Source organism: Kribbella sp. NBC_00889 (assembly GCF_045207705.1).
In the GTDB taxonomy this organism is placed as follows: domain Bacteria; phylum Actinomycetota; class Actinomycetes; order Propionibacteriales; family Kribbellaceae; genus Kribbella.
In genome coordinates, this window is sequence record NZ_CP108783.1 from 5,555,955 (window position 1) to 5,579,260 (window position 23,306).

The following is a 23,306-nucleotide window of genomic DNA, read 5'->3' on the forward strand; positions in this document are numbered from 1 at the left end:
CTTGTGATTCGCTGACCTAATGCTTAGACTGCCAGCATGTCCGTTATGCCAACGATCGATGCGATGCAGGATGCCGGGTTTCCGATGGGTGGGGAGCCGCTCGCGGCGCTCGACCTCGTGGATACGGCGATCCTGGTCGTCGACCCGCCACGCGACCTGCTGTCGGAGCGGCCCGACGCCTGGTGGGAGCTGCAGTCGGACCGGCTCCCGAGCGGACCCCGGCCACCCGAGGCTGCGGTACTGCGCCTTCGGTCCGCGATCCGCGACCTCTTCGACGCACACCTCGAAGGCCGCGCGCCGCAGGCGACCTCAGTAGCCGACGTCAACGCGTACGCCGCCGCGGTCCCGACGAGCCGACAACTCAAGCTGGGGCCTGACGGATCGGTGGCGGAGACGCGGTGGCACACCGAGCTCGGCGGGAACGCGATACTTGCTGCGCTCGCCCGCGAGGCGATCGATCTGCTGTCGGACGCCGATCGGCTGGCAACGCTGCGGCGATGCGCGTCGTCGTCGTGCTCGATGCTGTTCCTGGCGGAGAACAAGCGCCGGATCTGGTGCTCGAGCGCCGGCTGCGGGAACCGCGCCCGCGCTGCACGGCACTACCACAAGACCCACCGGGGATCCGGAGACGCACGATGACCGCCGCACCGAACACACCGACGCCGACTACTGGATTCCACGAGGGCGAGCTGGCTGTGCAGGCGCGAGCCGGACTGCGGGACGCAGCATCGCGCCTGGAAGGCATGCTCGGACCGGTGTCGCTGACAGGCGGCCGGGCCGCGATCCTGGCGTTGCAGTCCTTCGCGGTTCTCGTCGCGCGCGACGAGCAGCACCGGCTGTGGGCTTCCCCGTTGGTCGCCCAGCCAGGGTTTCTCGCGGGTCAGGGCCAACTGTTGCTGGTGAAGACCAAGCCCGCACCGGCGGACGCATTGCACAATCTCGCGCCGGACCAGTCAGGCGGAGTACTGGCGATCGACCTCGAGCGTCGCCGGCGAGTCAGAGTCAACGGCTGGATCACGGACGTGGCCGAGAACGGTCTCACCCTCGATGTCCACGAGGCGTTCGGCAACTGCCCGTCGTACATCCAGCCGCGACAGATCACGCAGGGCCCGTCGCGGCCGGTCAGCCCGGCGCATTCAGCGTTGACTGCGCGCGGCCAATTGACGGACGAAGCGCACCGGATCATTACGACTGCGGACACGTTCTTCCTGGGGACGGAACACCCCACCCGCGGAGCGGACGCCTCGCACAAGGGCGGCTCCCCCGGATTCGTGCAGGTCGACGGCGCCGACGTGATCTGGCCCGACTACGCGGGCAACAACATGTTCAACAGCATGGGGAACCTCGCCGTCGATCCCACGGCTGCGCTGCTGTTCATCGACTTCGAGAGCGGCGACGTACTCCAGCTCACCGGAAGAGCAACTCTAGAGTGGGACTCTAACGATGCTACGGGCAACGACTTCGCCACTGGTCGCTCGGTCCGTTTCCACGCAGCCGCCGGTGTGCTGTGGCCGTCCGCCATCACCCAGCAGATTGCTTGACCGATTCGATCAGCGCGTACGACGTCTTGGCCGCGGCCTCCGGATCGCCGTCGCGGATCGCCGCCAGCAACGTGAAGTGGGCATCGCGGACCTTGGTGTCCTCGGGGATCGTGGCGGTCTGGTGGATCGAGTCGGTCAGCACTTCCGCAAGAGCGTCGTACAGACGGAGCAACAGCGGGTTGCCGCTGGCTTCCACCACACCTCGATGAAAGCCCGCGTCGGCGGCGACGTAACCGGCCAGATCGCCGGCTTCATGCGCTGCGCTGCGTGCCTCGAGTGCCGCGTCAAGCCCGGCGACTCCATCGGGCAGCTGGGCGGCCAGCCGCGCGGCCGCGGCCTCGATGCCGGCCCGCGCATCGAGGACATGCGTCAGCGACGCCGACAGCTCGTCGCGGACGAGAACACCGCTGATCTCATTGGTCGCGCGCACGTACGTGCCGTCGCCGACCCGCGGCTCCAACAGACCGGTCAGGCTCAGCGACCGCAACGCCTCGCGCACGGTTCCCCGGCTGACCCCCAGCTCGACGGCGAGCTGGTTCTCGCCGGGAATCCTGCCGCCCACCGGCCACGTGCCGGACTCGATCAGCCCCCGGAACTGCTCGGAGACCTGCAGCACCAGCGGCACCTGACGCACCGGTCCACTCAGTGACACCTCGACAACCTCCGTTCTCCGCCCAGGCTACAGTGTAAATGTAGGACATCTAGTCAGGAGTGAGGATGTGCTGAAACCGCCGGCCGAGCCGCCGATCGGACGACGGGCCGCCCTGCTGACCGCGACCGTCTTCCTGGTGGCCCTGTGCCTGCGTCCGGCGCTCACCGCGGTCGGCCCGGTGCTGCCGCAGATCGGTGCCGACGAGCAGCTCGGGGAGGGAGCGCTCGGCCTGCTCGGCACGCTGCCGCTCATCGCCTTCGGACTGGCCTCGCCTCTTATTCATCGACTTTCCCGGCGCCACGGGATGGAGCGGGCCGTGTTCGTCTCGCTGCTCGTCCTCGCCGTCGCCAGCGTCGCCCGGTCCTACACCGGGCTGCCCGGACTGTGGCTCGGCACGATCGTGGTCGGTGCCGCGATCGCAGTCGGCAACGTCCTGGTCCCCGTTATCCTCAAGCGCGACTATGCGGGCAACGTGTCCCGCGCGACCGGGGTGTACACGGCCTTCATCACCGGCGGCGCCGCGATAGCTTCGGTCTCGGCCGTGCCGATCGCGGACGCGGCCGACTGGCGGCTCGCGCTGGCGGTCTGGGGAGGTCTTGCCGCCGTCGTCGCCGTGATCTGGCTGCCGCGGCGGTCCGCGTCCGTGCCAATGCCGCCGCCGGACCCCGACGACGGCACTCCCCCGGTGAGCGTCTGGCGGCAGCCGATGGCCTGGCTGATCACCGCGTTCATGGGTCTGCAGTCGACGAGCTTCTACCTCCTCGTCAACTGGCTGCCCACCATCGAGATCTCTACCGGTGTCTCGGAGCGGACCGCCGGCGTCCATCTGTTTCTCTTCCAGTGCTTCGGCCTCGTCGGCGGCCTGGCGATTCCCCGGCTGCTGAAGCATCCGACCGATCAACGCGCCGGCACGATCACCGCCAGCGTTCCGATCCTCGTTGCCCTGCTCGGAATCCTGCTGGCGCCAGGTCTGATCGTCGTCTGGGTCGTCCTCGCCGGGCTGGGCCAGGGCGCCGCCCTGGTCGCCGCACTCTCCCTCATCAGCATCCGTGGCCGCAGCCACCACGAGGCGACCCAGTTGTCCGGTATGGCGCAGGCCGTCGGCTATCTCCTCGCGGCCACCGGCCCTGTCATCGCCGGCCTCCTCGCCGAACGCACCGGCAACTGGGACGCAACGCTCATCCTGTTCGCGACCCTGGCCGCCGTACAGATCGTCATCGGCATCGTCGTCGGCCGCGACACCCGAACGGCGTGACGCTCGAAGGCCCGGGTCATGCACCCGGGCCTTCGAGTCCGTCGGTCAGCGCACGGGGACCAGGTCGAGGACGGTCTGGTCGACCGAGTTGCCCGCCGTGTCCGTGATCGCGGCACGGACCGACAGGGTGTGCCCGGGCAGCAACGACCACGGAGCGATCATCGTCCGGTAGCCGTCCTTGGTGCGGAGCAGCGGCGCCGGCGTCCAGTGCTTACCGCGGTCCGACGAGATCCACAGCCGGGCCGACTTGACCGGTGCGGTCGTCGCACGGTCCTGGGCTCCGACTCGCAGATCGAACACCATCGGCCGCCCAGCGGGCGCGCTGCCGTCCAGAGAAACGTACGGGTCGTAGTCGAGCCTCAGCATCGACGGCCGGATCGGGTTCGCCCACTCCGCCGGTGGGGTGGCCGTGAACTCCCAGGTCGTCTTCGCCTCCGTGGAGCTCGGGAGCTGATCCGTCTTCCAGCTGTGCTCCACTCGATAACGCGCCGTACCGCTGGGGACCTGGAAGAAGCCCGACGTGTTCTTCTGCTCTCCGAGCTTGACGCCGTTGCGATAGAGCGCGAGCCGTACGTCGTCGATCAGCGCGGTGTCGAGAACACCCAGGTGGCCGGGATCAGCCACGCCGACCTGGAGGTTGAAGTCCCCGTTGAAGATCTCGCCGATGTTGAGCTGCGGATGCATCGCCGTACCGAAGACCGAGCGCACCTTCTCGCCGGGCTTGTAGGTCCGCTCCGGGTTGTCGCAGACACCGGCGGAACCGGTGGCCGGTGAATCCAGACACTGCCACCACTGGATCCCCGGGCCCGCGGACAGCATCTCCACACGGTGGGAGGGCGTCTTGACGGTCTGCCAGAGCTCTCCGCCGAAGGTGGTCACCGAGCTTCGGACTCCGCGTCCGAGGCCCGACGTACCGCTTCCCCAGACGCCGCCGAAGGTCGTGTCGACCCGGGCCATCGCGCGGATGGCCTTGCGGTCGAGGTTCTTCGCCAACGGCACGGTGAACCGGTTCGCGCTCTGGTAGACCTGGTACAGATCCGGAGCGTCGTGGCCGGCCTTCTTGGTCGAGTCCAGCCGCCAGAGGGTGACGGCTTCGACGATCCCGTTCTTGGTTGCGCCGGTCGGTTGCACGTACACCTTGCCGGCGGCAATGTCCGCGACCGGCGGGTACATCTCCTCCGCCTGCCACTTCCCCGGATCCGACGCGCGCAGGGCGGTGACTCCGGCCTCGGTCGCCTTGGTCGGCTGTCCCTCGACCACGGGCACGTTCAGGCGCACCGTCTTCCGGGCGTCCAACGTGAAGTCGGTGTCCTTCGCGACCGTGAAGTCCGTACCGCCGGTCATCGCGACGGTGTCGCCGGTGGTCACGAAGGTCCACATGCTCCACTCGCCTGGCGAGATCCGGCGGGTACTGCGGCCCTGGTCGTCGAGCGTGAACTGGACGAAGTCCCCGTTGTTGCCGTTGAACCCGTTCACCCACCCGCCGGACACGGCCTTGCCGTCGCGGTCGAGCACCTGGACGGAGACGTCGTACGCCGGCGGCTCGTCGTAGGCGTTCAGGGCGAGGCGCAGGAGTTCCTTGCCGTCGGCCCCGAGCAGGTCGATCGAGCCTTGCCACATGGCGTCGGCGACGGTCGCCGGGTCCAGGGTGACGGTCAAGCTCGCCGTACCGCCGGCCGGAACCGTCAGCGTGGCCGGGGACACGACGACGGCTGCGTCGGGTGCCGTTGTGATGTTGCCCGACAGCACCTCGTGGTCGGCGGCCGTGACTGCCAGCGGCTCGCTGCCCGGATTGGTCAGCGTGACATTGCGGGTCTGCGGGGCGTCATCGGGGTGGCGGATCGCGCCGAAGTCGACGACGCCGACGTCAGCCGACAGGCTGTTCGAGGTCGCGGTGGCCAGGTTCAGCCGCCCGCTGCCGGACCACGAGGTGTACGTACCGGTGTCGTCCACGGCACTGCTCAGGCGTGCCTTGAGCTGCTGCCAGGTCAGTTCGGGGTGCTGCTGGAGCAGCAGGGCCGCCGATCCGGTCACCTGCGGCGTCGCTTGGGACGTCCCGGAATACGCGACATACAGGTCGCCGTCGCGGGCACCGGCCCGGGCGCCCAGGATGTTCACGCCCGGTGCGGACACCTCTGGCTTCTGCACGTACGACCAGGTCGGACCCTCGCTCGAGAACTGCGCCTTGTGGTCGGTGGCGTCGACCGCACCGACGGTGAGGGCGGACGCGGCGGTCCCCGGCGACTCGATCGAGAACGGGGTGGGGAGGAACGACCCGCTGTTGCCGGCAGCAACTACGAACAGAGCGCCGGTCTTGTCGGTCAGCCGGTCGACCGCGTCGGCCATCAGGTCGTCGCCGAAGCGCGGCGCCCAACCGCCGAGGCTGACGTTCACCAGGTCCGGGTGCTGGTCGGCCGCCCACTCCAGTCCGGCGATGACGCCGGACTCGGAGCCCTCGTTCGCGGCGTTGAGGACCTTGCTGGAGATCAGTTCGACGCCGGGCGCGACACCCTGCCGGGCGCCGTCCGATCCCGCGCCGTTCCCGGCGACGAGCGAAGCCACATGCGTCCCGTGACCGAGGTCGTCCTGGGTGCCTTCGCCGGTGAAGTCGGCGGTGGCCGTCACCTTCCCGGACAGGGCCGGGTGATCCGCATCGATGCCCGAGTCCACGATCGCGACCTTGACGCCACGCCCGTCGAGTCCGCGGTCCCAGGCGGCCGGTGCCTTGATCTGGTCCAGGTACCCGTCCCGCGGCGCGGCCTCGACCGCTGTCGTCGACTCGCCGTGCACGGCCGCATCCAGCCAGATCTTGGCCGGCCCGGCCGCCCTCGCCGTGATCAGCGATGTACCGAACGTCGTCGTACGGGACTTCTCGATCCGGCCGGCCGTCGCATCCACACTGGCCAGTTCGCGGGTCGCGGTGAACCCGTTGCTCGCCATCGTGCGCTCACCAGCACCCTGGCGCACAATCACCGGCAGGTCCGCGCGGTGCGCGTCGTCGTACTTCATCTCGACCAGACCGCTCACGTCGAACAGCGCAGGATCGAGTACGTCGGGCACAAGCGTCGCGACGTCATGCGGTACGACGCTGATCCGGCCGTGGTCGTTGCGGACGGAGAACCCGTTGGTCCCGCTCTTTCCGTCACGAGAGCGGACGTTGACGCGCGGCGTCCCGCTCTTGTCCGGGGTCAGCGTGACGCGGTCACCGGTCAGCAGCGTGACCGTGGCCGGGCCGGACAGCGCTGGGGCGGCTGGTGTGGCTCCGGGCGGTGGTGGTTTGGCGGCGGACGCGAGGCCCGGAACGGTCACCGCGGACAGCAGCAGCGCGCCGGTGAGCAGCAGCGCCGTCCGGGTCGGAAGTGGTTTCGACAAGGCCACGAGGGCTCCATCCTTGCTCCAGGCACCGATCTGGTGCGTCCTGATGCACCTGTCGTATCCGATCTCTCACCACTCCGGCCACGGACCACCGTGACAAGTCCCGGACATGACGGAAACCGGTCAAGCCGTCGGACGGCCGGGCTGGGCGTCGATCCAGGCGCGGAGGCGGCGGGAGTGGCGGGCCATCAGGTCGGGCTGGGCGAGGGTGGAGGCCAGGACAGCGGCGCCTTCGTAGGCGGCGACCAGGTCGATGGCCAGGTCGCGGGCATCGCGGCGTACCAACTGCTGGGTGCCGAAATGACGGTGGCCAACGTGGTCCGGCTCAACATCTACACGACCGACGTCGGCGAACTACTCCAGCAGTTCGGCGTACTGGCCGAGCGGTTCGCCGACACCCCCGACCGCTTCGCCAGCACGGTCCTTGGCGTCGCGTCCCTCGCCGGCCCGGACCTCCTGGTCGCCCTGGAGGCCACCGCCATGGACTAGCGCGAGAGGTCCAGGAGTTCCAGTACGCCGTTGACGTGCGCCTCGGCCTGGGTCCGTGAGGGCGGAGCGTCCAGGCCGAGGAGGCGACGCCGGTGGGGCTCGCCGAGGAGGAGGGTGAAGAGCTCCTCGGGGCACGGGACGAGGTCGCTCAGGGCGGCGATATAGCGCTGCGGGCCTGCCGCGTAGAACCCTGTGGCCAGATCCGGGAACTGATGCGCCTCGGCGATCACCATCCGGTGCAGGCCGACGGCGACGTCCGAGTGCAGGGTGATGACGAGGCGGACGGCCAGCGCCTCGAGGGCGCTCGCACCAGGCGTCCGGACCTGCCGGTCGACCGGCTCGGCCTCAGGCAGGACTTCGCGGTTCAACCGGGCGACCGCGGCGGTGAAGACCTCGGTCTTGTCGCCGACGTACGCGTAGATCGTCCGCTTGGTGACCTTCGCCTCCGTGGCCAGCCGGTCCAGCGAGACACCGCCGTACCCGTGCTGGAGGAACAGCCGGACGGCCGCGTCCAGGATCTCCTCCCGCCGCTGCTCGCGTTCGGACTCGGTCGGCCGTCCACGTTTGCGCGGACCACCGTCGGCAGCTCTGGTCATGGCGCTATCCTCCTTCATGACAGAATGACACGATCTAGTATCATTATCCTCGTGAGGAGAGCCGACACGATGTCCGCACCGCCCGACCTGCTGGGCCACTACCGGCAGATGCTGCTGATCCGGCGCTTCGAGGAGCGGGCCGCCCGGGCCTACACCGAAGCCAAGATCGGCGGCTACTGCCACCTGAACCTCGGCGAGGAGGCGACGGTCGTCGGGTTGATGAGTGCACTCGACCCGAGCGACTACGTCTTCACGAACTACCGCGAGCATGGCTATGCCATCGCGCGCGGCATCGACCCCGGCCGCGTCATGGCCGAGCTCTACGGCCGGAGCGACGGCGTCTCCAAGGGCTGGGGCGGCTCCATGCACCTGTTCGACGCCCAGGCCCGGCTGCTCGGCGGGTACGGAATCGTCGGTGGCCAGTTGCCGCTGGCAACCGGGGCGGCGCTGGCGATCGCCTACCGCGGCGGGCCGGAGGTGGTGATGTGCCACCTGGGCGACGGTACGACGAACATCGGCGCCTTCCACGAATCGCTGAACCTGGCCGCGCTGTGGAAACTCCCCATCGTGTTCGCGGTGGTGAACAACCAGCTCGGCATGGGCACCACCGTCGAGATGTCCTCCGCCGAACCCGAGCTGCACAAGCGTGCCGCGGCGTACCGGATGTACGGCGAACGCGTCGACGGCAACGATGTCGTCGCCGTACGGGATGCCGCCGTCCGTGCGGTCGCGATGGCGCGTGAAGGGCGGCCGGTGCTGCTGGAGGCTGTCAGCGGACGGCTGCGTGGGCATTCGGTGGTCGATCCGGCGGCGTACCGCTCGAAGGACGAGGTGGCGGCGCTCAGAGCCGCGGATCCCGTGCTCGCGTCGGGTGATCAGCTGCGTGACGCCGGGACGTTGAGCGCCGAGGAGCAGGAGCAGTTGGAGCAGTCTGTCGCCGACGAGGTCGGTGCGGCGGTCGCGTTCGCGGATGCCAGTGCACCACCGGATGTGAAGACGTTGTTCGACTACAACTACGCGACTCCGGTGCCGAACGATCTCAAGCGACTGCCGGGGCAGCCTCTCTTCGCGGTGGCCGGCGCATGACCGTGATGTCCTACCGGCAGGCGATCAACGAGACCCTGCGCGCCGAGATGCAGCGCGACGACCGCGTCTTCCTGATCGGCGAGGAGATCGGCGTCTTCGAGGGGTCGTACAAGATCACCGCTGGGTTGCTCGCGGAGTTCGGCGAACGACGGGTGCGGGACACGCCGATCTCGGAGGAGGGGTTCACCGGCGCCGCCATCGGTGCGGCCATGCTCGGGCTCCGGCCCGTGGTCGAGTTGATGACGATCAACTTCTCGTTGCTCGCGCTCGACCAGATCGTCAACCATGCGGCGAAGATCCACGGCATGTTCGGTGGTCAGCGCAGTGTTCCGATGGTGATCCGGACGCCCGGTGGTGGCGGCCAGCAACTTGGCGCCACGCACTCGCAGAACGTCGAGCTGTACTACGCCTTCGTGCCGGGATTGAAAGTCGTTGCCCCGAGCAACCCAGCTGATGCGAAGGCGCTGCTGCTCGCGGCGATCCGCGATGACGATCCGGTGCTGTTTCTGGAGAATCTCTCGCTGTACAACACGAGGGGCGACGTACCGGACGACGACGTACCGGTCGAGATCGGGCGTGCGGCGGTGACCAGACCCGGCAGTGACATCACGGTGATCGGTTACTCGCGGATGGCGTCGCTCGGTCTGGCCGTGGCGGAGGAGCTGGCTGCTCGGGAGGGGATCGATGCCGAGGTCATCGATCTGCGCAGTCTGCGTCCGCTGGATCGGGAGACGATCGTCCGGTCGGTCCGTAAGACACACGCGGCGGTGGTACTGGAGGACGACTGGCTGACGTACGGGATCGGCGCGGAGATCGCGGCGACGATCTCGGACGGTGCGTTCGACCAGCTTGACGCACCGGTACGCCGGGTTGCGATGGCCGAAGTACCGCTTCCGTACGCCAAGAGCCTGGAGAGCGCCGCCCTGCCCTCGGCGGGCGATGTCGAGACGGCGATCAGACAGACCCTGGCCGCGGTCGGCCGGCTGCGCTGAGAGGAGAAACCATGAGCACGATTTTGATGCCACGTTTGTCGGACACGATGGAGACCGGCGTCGTCGTCACCTGGCACAAGCAGACCGGCGAAATGGTCGAGGCCGGCGAGATCCTGGCCGACATCGAGACCGACAAGGCCGTGATGGAGTACGAGGCCTACGAGTCCGGCGTCCTCGGCCGGATCCTGGTCGCCGAGGGCGAAGAAGCCGCCATCGGCCAACCGATCGCAGTCCTGGGCGACGAAGACCCCGAAGACGACGCGGCCACGCCGGACGAGGCTGCGACGTCCCGATCGTCTGCGCCGACACCTACACCGGCCGCGCAGTCAGGCCCCGTCACGGATGCGGCAAAGCCCTCCGTCGCGGGGCCGGCGATCGAGCGGATGCCCGCTTCTCCCTTGGCGCGGCGGGATGCCGTGGAGCTCGGGGTGGATCTGACGCAGATTGCCGGGACCGGGCCTGGTGGGCGGATCATCCGCGCGGATGTCCGCGCCGCCGCCGAGACACTCCAGCCGACCGAGACAGCCGAGTCGGCACCAGCCGTCTCCCAGGACCTGAGCCCTGGCGAGGAGGTCCCGCTCAGCTTGCTGCGCAGGAGGAGCGGAAAGCGCCTGGCCGACAGCGTCCGGACCGCACCGCACTTCTACCTGACCGCGAGCGCCGACCTCGAGAACCTCGTCGACCTGCGGTTCGAGCTCAACGCACAACTGACGGAGGCCGGACGGCAGAAGGTCAGCATCAACGACCTCGTCATCCGCGCCTGTGCACTGACGCTGCGCCAGCACCCGGACGTCAACTCGTCCCTCTCCGGCGACAATCTCCTACGCCATCACGACATCAACATCGGTGTAGCAGTCGCGATCTACGACGGGCTTCTGGTCCCCGTCATTCGCAACGCCGACCACAAGTCGGTCGGCGTGATCGCCGAGGAGTCCGCGTCCCTCGCCGTACGAGCGAGAGAACGCCAACTGACGAGCGACGAGATGGCCGGCGGAACGTTCACCATCAGCAACCTCGGGATGTACGGCGTCGAGCAGTTCACCGCCATCATCAATCCCCCGCAGGCCGCGATCCTCGCCGTCGGCGCCTCCCGCCGCGAGGCAGTCGTCCTCGACGACGGATCCCTCGCCGCTCGCACCAGGATGCGGTACACCCTCTCCGCCGACCACCGAATCCTCAACGGCGCGGACGGAGCCCGCTTCCTCGCCGACCTCACCAAACTCCTGGAGAACCCCTGGCTCATCATCGCCTGAGACGCGTGAGCACACCCCTCGCCGCCTGTGATGTACGGGTCGACAGGTAGTGCACCTGCGAGACACCGTACACAGAACCCCCGCACGCTCAACTGCACTACCTGTCGACCCGACACCTCCTGTGCAGCTGCACGCCTCAACGCGTCAGACGACCCGCTAGCGCACGTTGAGGGTGTATTCGATGAGGGTTGGGTGGGGTGGGAAGGCCGTTCGGGTCTGCCGGCCGGTGGGGTGCCAGCCGAGCTTCTCGTAGAAGCGGCGGGCCCGAGTGTTCTCGGTGAAGACCCGCAGCCGCAGAGTCCTGAGCGTGGACGGAAAAGTGGCGAGCAAAGCGTCGTGCAGGTACGTCGCCAGCCCTGAGCCCCAGGTATCGACGGCGGTGCCGAAGTGGAAGACCTCGTCATCCCGGCGGGCCGCGAATCCGGTGATCCGGTCGTCCTGATCACACGAGACGTAGACCGCGATCGACGGATCGGCGAGCTCGACCGCCCAGCGGTCCAGGATGTCGGCGCGTGGGAACGGATGCGTCTCCTGCGGGAAGATGTGACCCAGTCCTTCCACCGCGCCGCGTTCCTGGAGCGTCACCAGCTCGGGCAGATCGGACTCGTGTGCCTTGCGGAAGACCCAATCCATACCTTTAGTGTCCCGAGCCGATGCCGGCGGTGCTTTCTCGGACCACCAGGGTGAAAGGTGCTCGGAGTCGGACCGGGTCTTGACCCGGCTTCTGGTCGCGGAGGGCCTGCAGGGACAGCCGGGCGATGGCGACGCGGTCCGGTGCGACGGTGGTCAGTGTCGGGAGGGTGGCGAGGTCGTACGGAATGTCGTCGAAGCCGACGACGGCGACCTGCTGTGGCACCTTCAGCCCGCGCAGCACCAGGGCCCGGATCGCGCCCATCGCCAACCAGTCGGTGCCCGCGAAGATCGCGTCCGGAGCGGGATTGCCGGCGTCGAGCCAGCGACCGAGGGTCAGCTCGGCGTCCTCACCGCGGACGCCTCCGGCCGGGAGCACGATGTCCTCGTCGACGCCGACACCCGCCGCCACCAGGGCATCGCGATAGCCGTTGGTCCGTCCGTCCGCTACCCCCGGCCCGGGCACCAGCGCCATCACCCGGCGCCGCCCCATCGCCAGCAGATGCTCGGTCGCCACCCGCCCAGCCTCACGGTTGTCGATCCCGACATGGTCGGCGCGGTGGTCCTCACCGGCCTTCTCGCCCAGCAGCACCAGCGGCAGCGCGGGATCACGCCGCTGCACATCCTCCGGACTCAGGCTCAGCGGGCTCATGATGATCCCGTCGAGGCGAGCCGGATGCCGATCGGTGAGCAGGCCGAGCTCGGCCTCGCGGCGGCCACCGGTCTGGTGGAACTGCACGATCCAGCCGAAGGTCTCCGCCTCGTCCAGCATCCGCGCCGCGAGCGAGGCGAAGTACGGGCGATCGAGCTGGGGCACCGCGAACGCGATCACCCCGCTGCGGCCCTGGGCCAGGTTCCGGGCGGCGATGTTCGGCCGGTAGCCGAGCTTGTCGATCGCGGCGAGGACCCGCAGCCGGGTCGCCTCCCGGACGTGTTCCGACCCGTTGACGACGTTCGACACCGTCTTCATCGATACGCCGGCCGCCTCGGCGACGTCGATCAAACGAGGCCTCATGGGTGGTAACGATCTCACTTCAAGCCGGTGTGTGCCATTCCGGCCAGGATCCGCCGCTGGAACACCACGAACACCACCACGACCGGGACCAGAGTGACCACACTCATCGCGAACAGCGCTCCCCACTCCGAGCTGCCGGTGGCGTCGAGGAACCCGCGCAAAGCCACCGGAACCGTCAGTTTGGTCCGCGTCGACAGGTAGATCAGCTGGCTGAAGAAGTTGTTCCAGGTCCAGATGAAGGAGAAGATCGCGGTCGTCACCAGCGCCGGGGTCAGCAGCGGCAGGATGATCCGCCGGTAGATGCCCCACGCCCCGCACCCGTCGATCCGGGCGGCGTCGTCCAGCTCGACCGGGATCGACCGGATGAACTGCACCATCAGGAACACGAAGAACGCGTCGGTGGCCAGGAAGCTCGGCACGATCATCGGCCAGAACGTGTCGATCCAGTTGAGGTTGCGAAAGATCGAGTACTGCGCGATCAGCGTGACGTGACCGGGCAGCATGATCGTGGCCAGCATCAGCGCGAACAGCGTCTTGCGCCCGATGAACTTGAGTCGCGCGAAGGCGTACGCCGTGAGCGAGCAGGTCAGCACGTTCCCGATCACGACCGCGGTGCAGATGATCAGCGAGTTGGCGAGGTACACCCCGAAGTTGACGCCGGTCGAGTGCCAGCCCAGCGCATAGTTGCCCAGCGTCGGGTGCTCGGGCACCAGACCGGCGTCCTTGAAGATCTCGGTGTTCGGCCGCAGCGACGCGGTGATCATCCACAGCAGCGGATACAGCATGATCAGCGCGCCGACGGTCAGACCGGCGTGTGCGAAGACGCGGCGAGTTCTCATCGACGGACCCCTTCGTCTCCGTAGAACACCCAGGTGCGGCCGAGGACGAAGTTCAGCCCGGTGAACACCGCGATGATCAGCAGCAGGACCCAGGCCATCGCGGCGGCGTACCCCATCCGGAAGTTGCCGAACGCCTGCTGGTACAGGTACAGCGTGTAGAACAGCGTCGAGTCCGACGGCCCGCCCTTGCCGCCGCTGATGATGTACGCCGGGGTGAACGCCTGGAACGCACCGATGATCTGCAGCACCAGGTTGAAGAACACGACCGGCGACAGCAGCGGCAGCGTGACCCGCCAGAACCGCTGCCACTTGTTCGCGCCGTCCATCTCGGCCGCTTCCATCACGTCCTCCGGGATCTGCCGCAGCCCGGCCAGGAAGATGATCATGGGAGCGCCGAACTGCCACACCCGCAGCACGATCAGCGTCCACAGCGCCGTACCCGGCTCGGAGATCCAGCCGTGTCCTTCGATGCCGAACAGGCCGAGCACGTGGTTGAGCAGACCGTCACTGCCGAAGATCTGCTGCCAGAGCAGGGCGATCGCGACACTGCCGCCGAGCAGGCTCGGCACGTAGTACAGAGCGCGATAGACCACGAGACCACGCAAACCGCGGTTGAGCAGTACGGCGATCGCGAGGGCGAAGGTCATCTCCAGCGGCACCGACACCGCGACGTACAGGAACGTCACCCGAAGCGAGTGCAGGTAGCGGGCGTCGTGGAACAGCGCCGTGTAGTTGTGCAGTCCGGTCCAAGCCGGGGTGTTGAACAGCGCATAGTCGGTGAACGAGTAATACAGCGACAACACCATCGGGCCGACGGTCAGACCGAGTACGCCGATCAGCCAGGGCAGGAGGAACAGGTAGCCCGGGATGCTTTGACGCAGACGCGTTCCGAACGAGTCGGCAGCGGATCGGCTCACTGGCCGAGCGTCTTCCCCGCCAGCTCGACGAACTCACCCGCGCCGGAGGCGGGCGTGGCCTTGCCGAAACCGATGTTCTCGGCGATGCGACCGAAGCCGGTGAGCAGCTCGCCGTACCCCTTCGGCCAGGGCGGAGGCGTCGGACCGACCTTGCCTGCGATGTCCTCCACATACGCGATGGCCCGGGCGCCGGCGGAGTCGGCGTCGGCCGAGACCACGTCGCGCGCCTTCTTCGACGGCGGTACGCCGAGCAGGATGCCGATGGTCTTGATCGCGGTCTCGTCGTTGAGCAGGAACCCGATCAGCTTGGCGGCGTCCTCGGGGTGCTTGCTCGCGGCCGAGATGCACCACAGGTCGAGCGCCTTGATGAACTGACCCTTGAGGTCGCCGGCCTTGTCCTGGGGCACCGGCAAGACGGTCAACGGGCTCTTGACCAGCGGCTGGTAGAACGTGACCTGCTGCACCCAGCCGAACTGCAGCGGGGCCTTGCCGGTCGCCACCAGGGACTTCTCGATCGCGATCGTCTCGCCGCTGACGTTCTGCGGCGGGGCTGCCTTCGCCTTCCGCAGGTCCGCCCAGTACTGGAACCACTCCTGGACCGTGTCCTTGCTGGTCGCCAGCTTCGAACCGTCCTCGGTGAACGTCCCGGTCCCGTGCTGACGGGCGAACACCTCGAACAACTGGAAGTTGCCGGCCTGGTCGCTGGACCCGAACGCGCCCTGCACCGATCCCGCATAGTCCTTCGCGAACTCGGCGAACGCGTCCCACGTCCACCCCTGCTTGGGGACGCTGCCGCCGGCCTTCTTCACGGCGGCCTCGTCGACGTACATGGCATAGCTGATCGAGCTCTGGCCGATCCCGAAGTTCTTGCCGTCCGCGGTGCCGCTCCCGGCCACGTCCGGGTCCAGTCCGGAGGTGTCGATTCCGAGCGATCCCAGGTCCTTCAGGGCACCGCGACCGGCGTAGTCGCTGAAGTAGCTCATCGACATCCGCAGTACGTCGGGCGCGTTGTTGCCGGAGGTCTGCGTGGCCAGCTTGTCCCAGTAGTCGTCGAAGGGCGCGCTCTCCGGGGCGAAGTCGGCGCCACCGTTGGACTTCCAGGCGTTCAGTGCCTTGTTGATCGCCTTGGTCACGGGGTCGGGCCCGTACCACGCGACCCGCATCGGTCCCGGCTTCGCGGAGCAGCCGGGCAGCATGGTGGCGGCGGCCGTGGCGGCACCGAGACCCAGCAGGGTACGGCGGCTGAAGGTGGACGGATTCATGTCAGTTCTCCCTGCTCGTCGGCGTGGTGGAGTGGGCCCAGCGCCAGTTGTGTTCGAGGCGAAGCGGGACGTAGGCGCCGGTCGGCAGGTCGTCGGTGAGTCGTGCCTGCCAGCGGGCCAGCTGGTGCAGCAGCCGGGCGCGGACGGCCAGGTGCTGCTCGTTCTCGAAGAGGTTGTCCAGCTCGGCCGGATCGGCGTCGACGTCGTACAGCTCGCCGGCGAGATCCGCGTGGACGATGAGCTTCCATCGGCCGCTGCGCAGCATCCGCGCCGACCCGGACTGGGTGACCGTGTTGAGTTCGTCGAACGTCGGGCCGTCGTACGAGAAGTGCAGCGGTGGGCGGTCAGTGACGTCGCGGGCGCGTCCGCCGAATCCCTGCTCGGCGATGATGCTGCTGAACTCGGCCTCCGGCGCCTCCTCGCCGTGGGCGAGCGGCAGCAGGCTCCGGCCCTGGACGCCCTCCGGCAGAGGCTGACCGACTGCCTCACAGATGGTCGGCAGAATGTCGACAATCGACACCGGCTCGTCGCGCCGCTGGGTCGCGACACCGTCCCCCGCGACGATCAACGGGATCCGCATCAGGAACTCGGACAGCCCGGCGCCCTTGCGCTGCAGGCCGTACTCGCCGACGTAGTCGCCGTGGTCGGCCAGCACGATCGTCAACCGCGGACGCGTCCGCTTGGCGAGACCCTCGTGCAGCCGCTGGATCTGGTCGTCCAGCAGTCGCAGCATCCCGAGGTAGTTGGCGGCGTACCGACGCCATCCCCCGTCGTACCCGGGCCGCTTCTCGTCCTGCAGCCGGCGCAGCCACGCGTAGCTGCCGCCCTTGGCCTCGGCGCCTTCCGGGCCGGTGATCCGGTCCGGGACATTGTCGGGCGCGACCATCGAGAAGTACGGCTCCGGCACCTGGTACGGGTTGTGCGGTTCGGGATACGACACCCAGAAGAGCCCGGGCTTGTCCGGATCGGCCTCGTCCACGGCGGCCAGTGCGTCACTGGTGATCCGGTAGGGCAGTTGGCAGCGCAGCTCGTACGGCGTGGGCTCCTCGGAGACACCGTGGTCGAGTCGCTCGAGCCACCTGTCGAAGGCCTTCTCCTGCTCGTCGCGCTCCGGACCGCGGGTGTGGAAGTAGGGACCGTTGTAGGTGTCGAAGTCGCCGGCGCCTCGCGGCATGTGGGGCTTGCCGGCGAAGTGCAGCTGGTACTCCGCCGCCCGCAGTACATCGACGAGGTCGCCGGCGAACCGGGCGTGGGCCGGTGTGCTGTTCTGCCGGACCTGGTGGGCGCTGGGAAAGCGTCCGGTCAGCAGGCTGGTGCGGGCCGGGACGCAGGCGGGCGCCGAGGTGTAGGCCTGGGTGAAGTCGGTTCCGGCGGCCGCCAGCCGGTCGACGAAGGGCATGGTGTCGACCGGGTAGCCGCTCCGGCGGGTGAATCCGGCGCGTTGCTGGTCGGTCATCACGATGACGATGTCGGGACGCATTCCCTGGTCTCTCCTGGCGGGTCGGCGGCAGGTTGTACAGCGCTGTAATACAGCGCTGCAAAGATTGGCGTACACCGCCTGCCCGCGTCAAGGGCCGACCGCGGTGGCCACGATTCGGTAAGGAGGTTGCTTAACCGGTCGGCGCGATGGTCGACTAGGCGCGTGACGGCAACGGAAGGCCCGGTCTCGGGAGTACAGCAGGATGCCGGGTTGTCGTACCGGACCCTGATCTGGCTTGCGGTGGCGACGTTCTCGATGGGGATCGACGGCTACGTGCTGGCCGGCTTGCTGCCCGCCATCGCCGGCGATCTGGAGGTGAGCGCGGCAGCCGCAGGGCAGTTGGTCTCGGTGTTCGCACTGACCTCGGCGCTCGCGGCTCCGGTGCTGGGGACTGTCACCAGCCGATGGGAGCGTCGTACGACGATCGCGCTGTCTCTGGCTGTGTTCGTGCTCGGCAACCTGGTGGTCGGTCTCGCGCCCAACTACGCGACCGCGCTCGGCGGCCGTGTGATGGCTGCGCTCGGTGCGGCGCTGCTCAACGCCGCCGTGACCGGGTACGTGATCGCGCTCGCGCCACCGCAGCACCGCGGCAAGGCGCTCTCGTTCGTGCTCGGTGGCTGGATGACCGCGACCGCGCTCGGTGTACCGGTCGGCCTGGCGCTCGGCCAGACCAGCTGGCGATTGCCGATGCTCCTGGTCGCGGTGGTCGGCACGATCGCGTTGGCCGGAATCATGCTCAAGCTCCCGCGCTTGCACCTCCCGGCCGGGACGCTGGCCGAGCGTCTGCGTCCGCTCGGCCAGCCGCGGTTGTTGGCAGGGCTGCTCGTCACGACCGGCATCCTGTGCAGCAGCTACACCTGCTTCACCTACGCCACGCTGATCTTCGCTTCGACCTTCCGGCTCGACTGGGTGATCATCGTGGTCATGTTCGGGTACGGCGTGGCCAGCATGCTCGGCAACGCGGTCACCGGCCGACTGACCGACCGCTTCACGCCGCTGCGCGTCCTCACCGTCGTGCTGATCGGACTGCTCCTGAACTCGGTGCTGGGGATGCTGACCTTCCTGACCGTGCCGCTCGCGGTGACCGCGGCCACTGGCCTGGTGTGGTTCTTCGCCGCTGGCGTTGGCAACGGTGGAGCCGCCGTACCTCAGCAGGCACGGCTCGCGGCCCTCGCCCCGAACTCGGCTGCCATCGTGATGGCCTTGAACGGCAGCGCCATCTCGCTCGGTTCCGCTCTCGGCAGCGGCCTCGGCGGCGTCTCGCTGGCCGCCGGCACCTCGCCGTACGGACTCCTCGGCATCGCAGCCGTCATCCTGGCGATCACGCTCACCCTCCACCTGCTCGTCGCGAGGGCCCGGGCCTAGGCACTCAGGACTCGTCGGTGCCGGCGGTGTTCAGGCGATGCATCGTCTGCTCGTCGAGGTGGAGGTCCACGGCCGCGAGCTGCTCGTCCAGCTGGGCGACCGTTCCGGCCGCACTGACCGGGATCACCGCCGGGTCGCTCTGCATCATCCAGGCGAGGACGACCTGGTTCGCGGTGGCGCCGGTCTCGGCTGCGACCTGGTTCAGGACCTCGAGGCGGACGGCGCTCGTGGGATGGTCGTAGCCGCGTTCGAACGGCCGGTCACTGCGGGTGTAGGCGCCGCGCAGCAAGGGCTTGTAGCCCAGCAGGGTGAACTCCGGCTCCGACTTCGCATAGTCGATCAGCTCGGGCGTGACCACATCGAACCCGGTCCGCTCAGGCCGCGGCCACAGGTACGTGTGAAGTTGCTGAACGCAACTGTACGCCGGAACGCCGGCGGTCCGGGCGAGCTCGCGGGCACGCTCGATCCGCCACACCGGGGTGTTGCTGCACCCGATGGCACCGACCACGCCCTCCTTGACCAGGGCCCCGAACTCACCGACCGTGTCGGCCAGATCCGGCTCGCGGTCGTCCCAGTGGGCGTAGTACAGGTCGATGCGGTCGACGCCGAGCCGTTCGAGGCTGCCCTGCACCGCGCGACGAACCGCCTTGCCGGACAGGCCCTCCCAGTTCTCCATCGCCGGATCGCCGGGCGCCTTCGTCGCGTGTGCGCCGGCCTTGGTGGCGACGACGACCTGGTCTCGCACCCCGCGGCTGCGGATCCACCGGCCGATCACGACCTCGCTCTCGCCGCCGAGACCGCCGTCGGCCCACTGGCCGTAGCTGTTGGCCGTGTCGATGAACGTCCCACCGGCTTCGAAGAACCGGTCCAGCAGCGCGAACGCCGTCGTCTCGTCCGTCTCGGTCCCGAACGGGATCGTCCCGAGGCAGAACTCGCTGACCTCCACCCGACCGTCGCGGTCACCCAGCCACCGTGTGCGCATCACAACTCCTGTACGAGGCGGGTCCTTCCCACCACCGGCGCCCAACGTACGGCGGGATCGGCCGGAATCCGCGGCCAATCAGCGGGCGGATTCGCGGACCAATGCGCACGTCCGGGCCAACGATCCGATCGCCGCATCGACATCGCCGTCGGCCAGATTGCCGTAGCCGAGCACGATTCCGCTCGAATCGCCGCCGGCCCGGACCTGGTACTGGCTCAGCGCGACGAGCCGGATCCCGGTACGCCGTGCCGCTGCCACCACCGGACCTGCGGCGAGCTCGTCCGGCAGCCGGGCGATCAGGTGCAGCCCGGCCGCCGCTCCGTCGATCGACCAGCCCGGCAAGTCCCGGCGTACCGCTGCGACGACTTGCTGACGCCGGCTCTGATAGCGCCGGCGCAGTGCCCGCAGCTGACGGTCGTAGGCACCCGCGCGCAGCAGTTCCGCGAAGGTGGCCTGGTCGAACGTCGACGGGCCCGGACCGATCGATCGGGTCAGCGCCTTCCGCCACGGCCCGCGAACGACGTACCAGCCGAGGCCGATGGCCGGGGACAACGTCTTGCTGACGGAGCCGAGCAGGACGACCTGCTCGGGCGCCATGCCCTGCAGCGTGGTCAACGGATTGCGGTCGTACCGGAACTCGGCGTCGTAGTCGTCCTCGAGGATCAGACCGTTCGTACGCCGGGCCCACTCGATCAGCTCGAGCCGCCGGCCCGGCGAGAGTACGACGCCGGTCGGGAACTGATGGGCGGAAGTCACCACCACGGCCCGCAGGTCCTGCTGCTGCGTGAATACGTCGACGCGGAGACCTTCGGAGTCGACGGGCACCGGCACGGCCCGTACGCCGGTCGCTTCGATCACGTCGCGAAGCCGGGTCCAGCCCGGATCCTCGATCCCGATGCGGTCGACACCGGCGGCCCGCAGATCCACACAGAGCTGGGCGACGGCGGCACGCACCCCACTGCGGATCACCACATCGCCTGCTGCGGCGACGGCTCCCCGGCTGCGTTGCAGATAGTCGGCCAGCAACTCGCGCAGGGGCAGGTACCCGGCCGCATCCGGATGACCGAGGTCAGCGGTCGGCAACGCGCGCGCGGCCTCGCGCGCGGCCTCGCCCCAGCGGGTGCGCGGGAGCGCACGCAGATCGGGAATGCCCGGCGTCAGGTCGAAGCGGTAGGTGCTGCCCCGGTCGACCTCACCTGTCCTCCGCACGGCTCCCGTCGTACGACCTGACCAGCTGACCCAGGTCCCCGAGCCGACCCGCGTGGACAGATAGCCTTCGGCGACAAGCTGGCCGTACGCCTGCGTGACAGCCCACCGGGAACATCCGAGCTGTTCGGCCAGTTCACGACTCGGCGACAACACCGAGTCGTGAATCAGACGCCCCGACCTGATCGCGCCGCGAAGGCCGCGCTCCAGCTGCCGGTGCAGCGGGCCCTCCCCGTCCAGCACCAACGCCGTCGTCCAGGCTGTCCGGGTCGTCACCGACGTCAGCGGTTGAAGCCTGAGAGCAGGTTGTACGGGTACACCGACGGCTTCTCGCTGACCTCGGTCAGGCGGGCGAGCTGCTCGGCGTCGAGCGACCAGCCGGCCGCACCGATGTTGTCGGTGTAGTGCTCGAGGGTGCGCGGACCGATGATCGGTGCGGTGACAGGCTCGGTCTGGATGAGCCAGCGCAGCGCGACCTGCGCGACGCTGCGACCGGTGTCCGCCGCGATGGCATGCAACGCGTCCAGGACGTTCCAGGTGCGGTCGTTGTCGTAGTAGTCCCAGGCCTCGTAGAGCCCCTGCCTGGCGGCCTCCGCGACCCGGGTCCCCTCCGGCGGCGCCTCCATGCCCCGGTGGAACCGGCCGGCCAACCAGCCCGCACGCAGCGGACTCCACGGCATCACACCAAGTCCCTCGTTGCGGCAGATGGCGAGCAGTTCCCACTCGGCTTCGCGGTCGAGCAGGTTGTACAGCGGCTGCAGTGCGCTGTACCCGTTGATCCCGGCCTGCTTCGCCACGTCCACAGCCTTCTGGAGCTGCCAGCCGGTGACGTTGCTGGCGCCCAGGTACCGAACCTTGCCCGACGACACCAGTACGTCGAGCGTCGCCAGCGTCTCCTCGATCGGTGTCGCCGTGTCCCACACGTGGGTGTAGTACAGGTCGATGTAGTCGGTGCCCAGCCGGCGCAGGCTGGCGTCCACCCCGGCAAGGATGTGCTTGCGGCTGAGGCCGTCGTCGTTCGGGCCGTCGCCCATGCTGCCGTAGACCTTGGTGGCGATCACCAGTGAGTCGCGGTCGCGGCCCTTGAGCCAGCGTCCGAGCACGGCCTCCGACTCACCGGCGTTGTACACGTCGGCGGTGTCGATGAACGTGCCACCGGCCTCGACGAACTCGTCCAGGATGCGCACGCTGGTCTGCTCGTCCGCCGGGCCACCGAAGTGCATGGCGCCCAGGCACACCTCGCTGACCTTCAGGCCGGTCCGGCCCAGATTGCGGTACTCCATCGTCCTGTCCCTTCGTTGCAGCAGCCGGATCCGCTATCCGTGATCGACGCTGACCACGATCTTGCCGACCTGGCTGTTGGATTCCATGTGCTCGTGGGCCCGAACGACCTGCTCGAGCGGGAACACTCGATCGACCACCGGGCGGAATGTGCCCGCCAGCAGGCCCGACGAAACAAAAGCCGTTGCCCGGAGCAACCGCTGCGGATCGCGGCTGATCTCGTGCACCGTGTAGGTGCGCAGATTCAGCGCCGGCATGCCCAGATCGAAGCCCGGGTACGGCGTCGGTTGCCCGCTCTGCGCGCCCCAGAGGAACAACGTACCGCCGGATGCGACCACGCGCGCGAGATTTACGACCTCCGGGCCGGCCACCGCGTCGAACACGTACTCCGCGCCGCGGCCCGCGGTCAGGTCGAGAACGCGCGCGGCCACGTCCTCCTCGTCCGAGACGATCACCTCGGCCGCGCCCTCGTCGAGCAGTCTCTGCCGCTTGGCGCGGGTCCGTGTGACGACCAACGGCGTGGCGCCGACGCGGTTCGCGGTCTGGATCGCCGCGAGACCGACGCTGCTGGACGCCGCGTTGAGGACGACGGTCTCCCCCGCACGCAATCCGGCGATCTCGACCATCGCGCCGTACGCCGTGAGGTACGGCATCCACACGGCCGCGCCGGCGACGGCATCGATGCCGTCAGGTCGATTCACCAACGCACTCGCGGGCACGATCGCCTGCTCGGCGTACACGCCGTAGTCGTTCTGCGAGAAGGCCGGGATCACGCTGATGGCCTGGCCGGGCGCGAATCCGGTGACGTCCGGGCCGATCGCCTCGACCACGCCCGCGGCCTCGGCGCCGAGCCGGGACGGGAACTGCTTCACCGGCTCGATGTACTGGTCCCGGCGGAACAGCACCTCGGCCCGGTTGATCCCGATCGCGTCCACCCGGACCCGCACCTCACCGGGATCCGGCTCGCCCGGATCGACGTCGTCCAGCCGCAGCACCTCCGGCCCACCGGCCTGGTGGAACCGCACCGTCCTCGCCATGCCACTACCTCCCGCTCGGATAAGTTTGATCACCGTCAAACTTGACGATGATC

21 protein-coding genes are annotated in these 23,306 nt (G+C 68.6%); 8 read left to right on the forward strand and 13 right to left on the reverse strand.

Annotated features, from left to right (window positions below; all coding sequences use genetic code 11):
• Positions 1-36: 36 nt before the first annotated feature.
• Positions 37-639 carry a CGNR zinc finger domain-containing protein gene (locus tag OG817_RS27030; protein ID WP_406047417.1) on the forward strand — a complete coding sequence of 201 codons (603 nt, stop codon included), beginning with the start codon at positions 37-39 and terminating at the stop codon, positions 637-639.
• Positions 636-1,541, forward strand: coding sequence for a pyridoxamine 5'-phosphate oxidase family protein (locus OG817_RS27035; RefSeq protein ID WP_406047418.1), 906 nt, complete (start codon positions 636-638; stop codon positions 1,539-1,541). The genes OG817_RS27030 and OG817_RS27035 overlap by 4 nt, the downstream gene beginning before the upstream one ends.
• On the opposite strand, the gene OG817_RS27040 is transcribed toward OG817_RS27035, so the two are convergent.
• The gene (locus tag OG817_RS27040) at positions 1,522-2,193 is read right to left on the reverse strand and encodes a FadR/GntR family transcriptional regulator (protein WP_406047419.1); all 672 of its coding nucleotides are present in this window, start codon (positions 2,191-2,193) and stop codon (positions 1,522-1,524) included. The two genes, OG817_RS27035 and OG817_RS27040, sit on opposite strands and share 20 nt — an antisense overlap.
• Positions 2,194-2,260: 67 nt before the next feature.
• Between OG817_RS27040 and OG817_RS27045 the strand changes: the two genes are divergently transcribed.
• Complete coding sequence (locus tag OG817_RS27045) at positions 2,261-3,448, forward strand: MFS transporter (protein ID WP_406047421.1); 1,188 nt, start codon at positions 2,261-2,263, stop codon at positions 3,446-3,448.
• Between the two features lie 45 nt (positions 3,449-3,493).
• On the opposite strand, the gene OG817_RS27050 is transcribed toward OG817_RS27045, so the two are convergent.
• Complete coding sequence (locus tag OG817_RS27050; protein WP_406047422.1) at positions 3,494-6,826, reverse strand: S8 family serine peptidase; 3,333 nt, start codon at positions 6,824-6,826, stop codon at positions 3,494-3,496.
• 174 nt (positions 6,827-7,000) lie between these two features.
• Here OG817_RS27050 and OG817_RS27055 point away from each other — a divergent pair, with 174 nt between their 5' ends.
• The gene (locus OG817_RS27055) at positions 7,001-7,312 is read left to right on the forward strand and encodes a hypothetical protein (RefSeq protein WP_406047423.1); all 312 of its coding nucleotides are present in this window, start codon (positions 7,001-7,003) and stop codon (positions 7,310-7,312) included.
• Here the strand turns inward: OG817_RS27055 and OG817_RS27060 are convergent.
• A complete protein-coding gene (locus OG817_RS27060; RefSeq protein WP_406047424.1) occupies positions 7,309-7,908 on the reverse strand; it encodes a TetR/AcrR family transcriptional regulator in 600 nt (199 codons plus the stop codon). The genes OG817_RS27055 and OG817_RS27060 overlap by 4 nt on opposite strands.
• 51 nt (positions 7,909-7,959) lie before the next feature.
• Between OG817_RS27060 and pdhA the strand changes: the two genes are divergently transcribed.
• The 3 genes from pdhA to OG817_RS27075 are packed head-to-tail and all read left to right on the forward strand — an operon-like array spanning position 7,960 to position 11,239.
• Positions 7,960-8,994, forward strand: coding sequence for a pyruvate dehydrogenase (acetyl-transferring) E1 component subunit alpha (gene pdhA / locus OG817_RS27065; protein ID WP_406047425.1), 1,035 nt, complete (start codon positions 7,960-7,962; stop codon positions 8,992-8,994).
• Positions 8,991-9,986 carry an alpha-ketoacid dehydrogenase subunit beta gene (locus tag OG817_RS27070; RefSeq protein WP_406047426.1) on the forward strand — a complete coding sequence of 332 codons (996 nt, stop codon included), beginning with the start codon at positions 8,991-8,993 and terminating at the stop codon, positions 9,984-9,986. Before pdhA ends, OG817_RS27070 begins: the two co-directional genes overlap by 4 nt.
• An 11-nt stretch (positions 9,987-9,997) precedes the next feature.
• Positions 9,998-11,239: a dihydrolipoamide acetyltransferase family protein gene (locus OG817_RS27075; protein ID WP_406047427.1), complete on the forward strand. Its 1,242-nt coding sequence runs from the start codon at positions 9,998-10,000 to the stop codon at positions 11,237-11,239.
• Between the two features lie 156 nt (positions 11,240-11,395).
• On the opposite strand, the gene OG817_RS27080 is transcribed toward OG817_RS27075, so the two are convergent.
• From OG817_RS27080 to OG817_RS27105, 6 genes are read right to left on the reverse strand one after another with little or no spacing between them, the layout of a single operon-like run.
• Positions 11,396-11,872 carry a GNAT family N-acetyltransferase gene (locus tag OG817_RS27080; RefSeq protein WP_406047428.1) on the reverse strand — a complete coding sequence of 159 codons (477 nt, stop codon included), beginning with the start codon at positions 11,870-11,872 and terminating at the stop codon, positions 11,396-11,398.
• Positions 11,873-11,876: 4 nt separating this feature from the next.
• Positions 11,877-12,884 (reverse strand): LacI family DNA-binding transcriptional regulator, encoded by a 1,008-nt coding sequence (locus OG817_RS27085; RefSeq protein WP_406047429.1) that lies wholly within the window; start codon positions 12,882-12,884, stop codon positions 11,877-11,879.
• Between the two features lie 14 nt (positions 12,885-12,898).
• A complete protein-coding gene (locus OG817_RS27090) occupies positions 12,899-13,723 on the reverse strand; it encodes a carbohydrate ABC transporter permease (protein ID WP_360452345.1) in 825 nt (274 codons plus the stop codon).
• On the reverse strand, positions 13,720-14,640 hold the full coding sequence (locus OG817_RS27095) for a carbohydrate ABC transporter permease (protein ID WP_406047430.1): 921 nt from the start codon (positions 14,638-14,640) through the stop codon (positions 13,720-13,722). Before OG817_RS27095 ends, OG817_RS27090 begins: the two co-directional genes overlap by 4 nt.
• On the reverse strand, positions 14,637-15,902 hold the full coding sequence (locus OG817_RS27100; RefSeq protein WP_406047431.1) for an extracellular solute-binding protein: 1,266 nt from the start codon (positions 15,900-15,902) through the stop codon (positions 14,637-14,639). The genes OG817_RS27095 and OG817_RS27100 overlap by 4 nt, the downstream gene beginning before the upstream one ends.
• A gap of 1 nt (position 15,903) precedes the next feature.
• Positions 15,904-17,382, reverse strand: coding sequence for a sulfatase-like hydrolase/transferase (locus tag OG817_RS27105; RefSeq protein WP_406047432.1), 1,479 nt, complete (start codon positions 17,380-17,382; stop codon positions 15,904-15,906).
• A 162-nt stretch (positions 17,383-17,544) separates the two neighbouring features.
• Between OG817_RS27105 and OG817_RS27110 the strand changes: the two genes are divergently transcribed.
• Positions 17,545-18,747 carry an MFS transporter gene (locus OG817_RS27110; protein ID WP_406047433.1) on the forward strand — a complete coding sequence of 401 codons (1,203 nt, stop codon included), beginning with the start codon at positions 17,545-17,547 and terminating at the stop codon, positions 18,745-18,747.
• Between the two features lie 4 nt (positions 18,748-18,751).
• Here OG817_RS27110 and OG817_RS27115 read toward each other — a convergent pair whose 3' ends face one another.
• The 4 genes from OG817_RS27115 to OG817_RS27130 all read right to left on the reverse strand — a co-directional run bounded on the left by OG817_RS27115 (position 18,752) and on the right by OG817_RS27130 (position 23,253).
• Positions 18,752-19,729, reverse strand: a complete 978-nt coding sequence (locus OG817_RS27115) for an aldo/keto reductase (protein ID WP_396395122.1) — start codon at positions 19,727-19,729, stop codon at positions 18,752-18,754.
• A 78-nt stretch (positions 19,730-19,807) separates the two neighbouring features.
• Positions 19,808-21,211 (reverse strand): PLP-dependent aminotransferase family protein, encoded by a 1,404-nt coding sequence (locus tag OG817_RS27120; protein ID WP_406047434.1) that lies wholly within the window; start codon positions 21,209-21,211, stop codon positions 19,808-19,810.
• 5 nt (positions 21,212-21,216) lie between these two features.
• Positions 21,217-22,218 carry an aldo/keto reductase gene (locus tag OG817_RS27125; RefSeq protein WP_406047435.1) on the reverse strand — a complete coding sequence of 334 codons (1,002 nt, stop codon included), beginning with the start codon at positions 22,216-22,218 and terminating at the stop codon, positions 21,217-21,219.
• A 33-nt stretch (positions 22,219-22,251) separates the two neighbouring features.
• Positions 22,252-23,253 (reverse strand): zinc-dependent alcohol dehydrogenase family protein, encoded by a 1,002-nt coding sequence (locus tag OG817_RS27130; RefSeq protein ID WP_406047436.1) that lies wholly within the window; start codon positions 23,251-23,253, stop codon positions 22,252-22,254.
• Between the last annotated feature and the right edge of the window lie 53 nt (positions 23,254-23,306).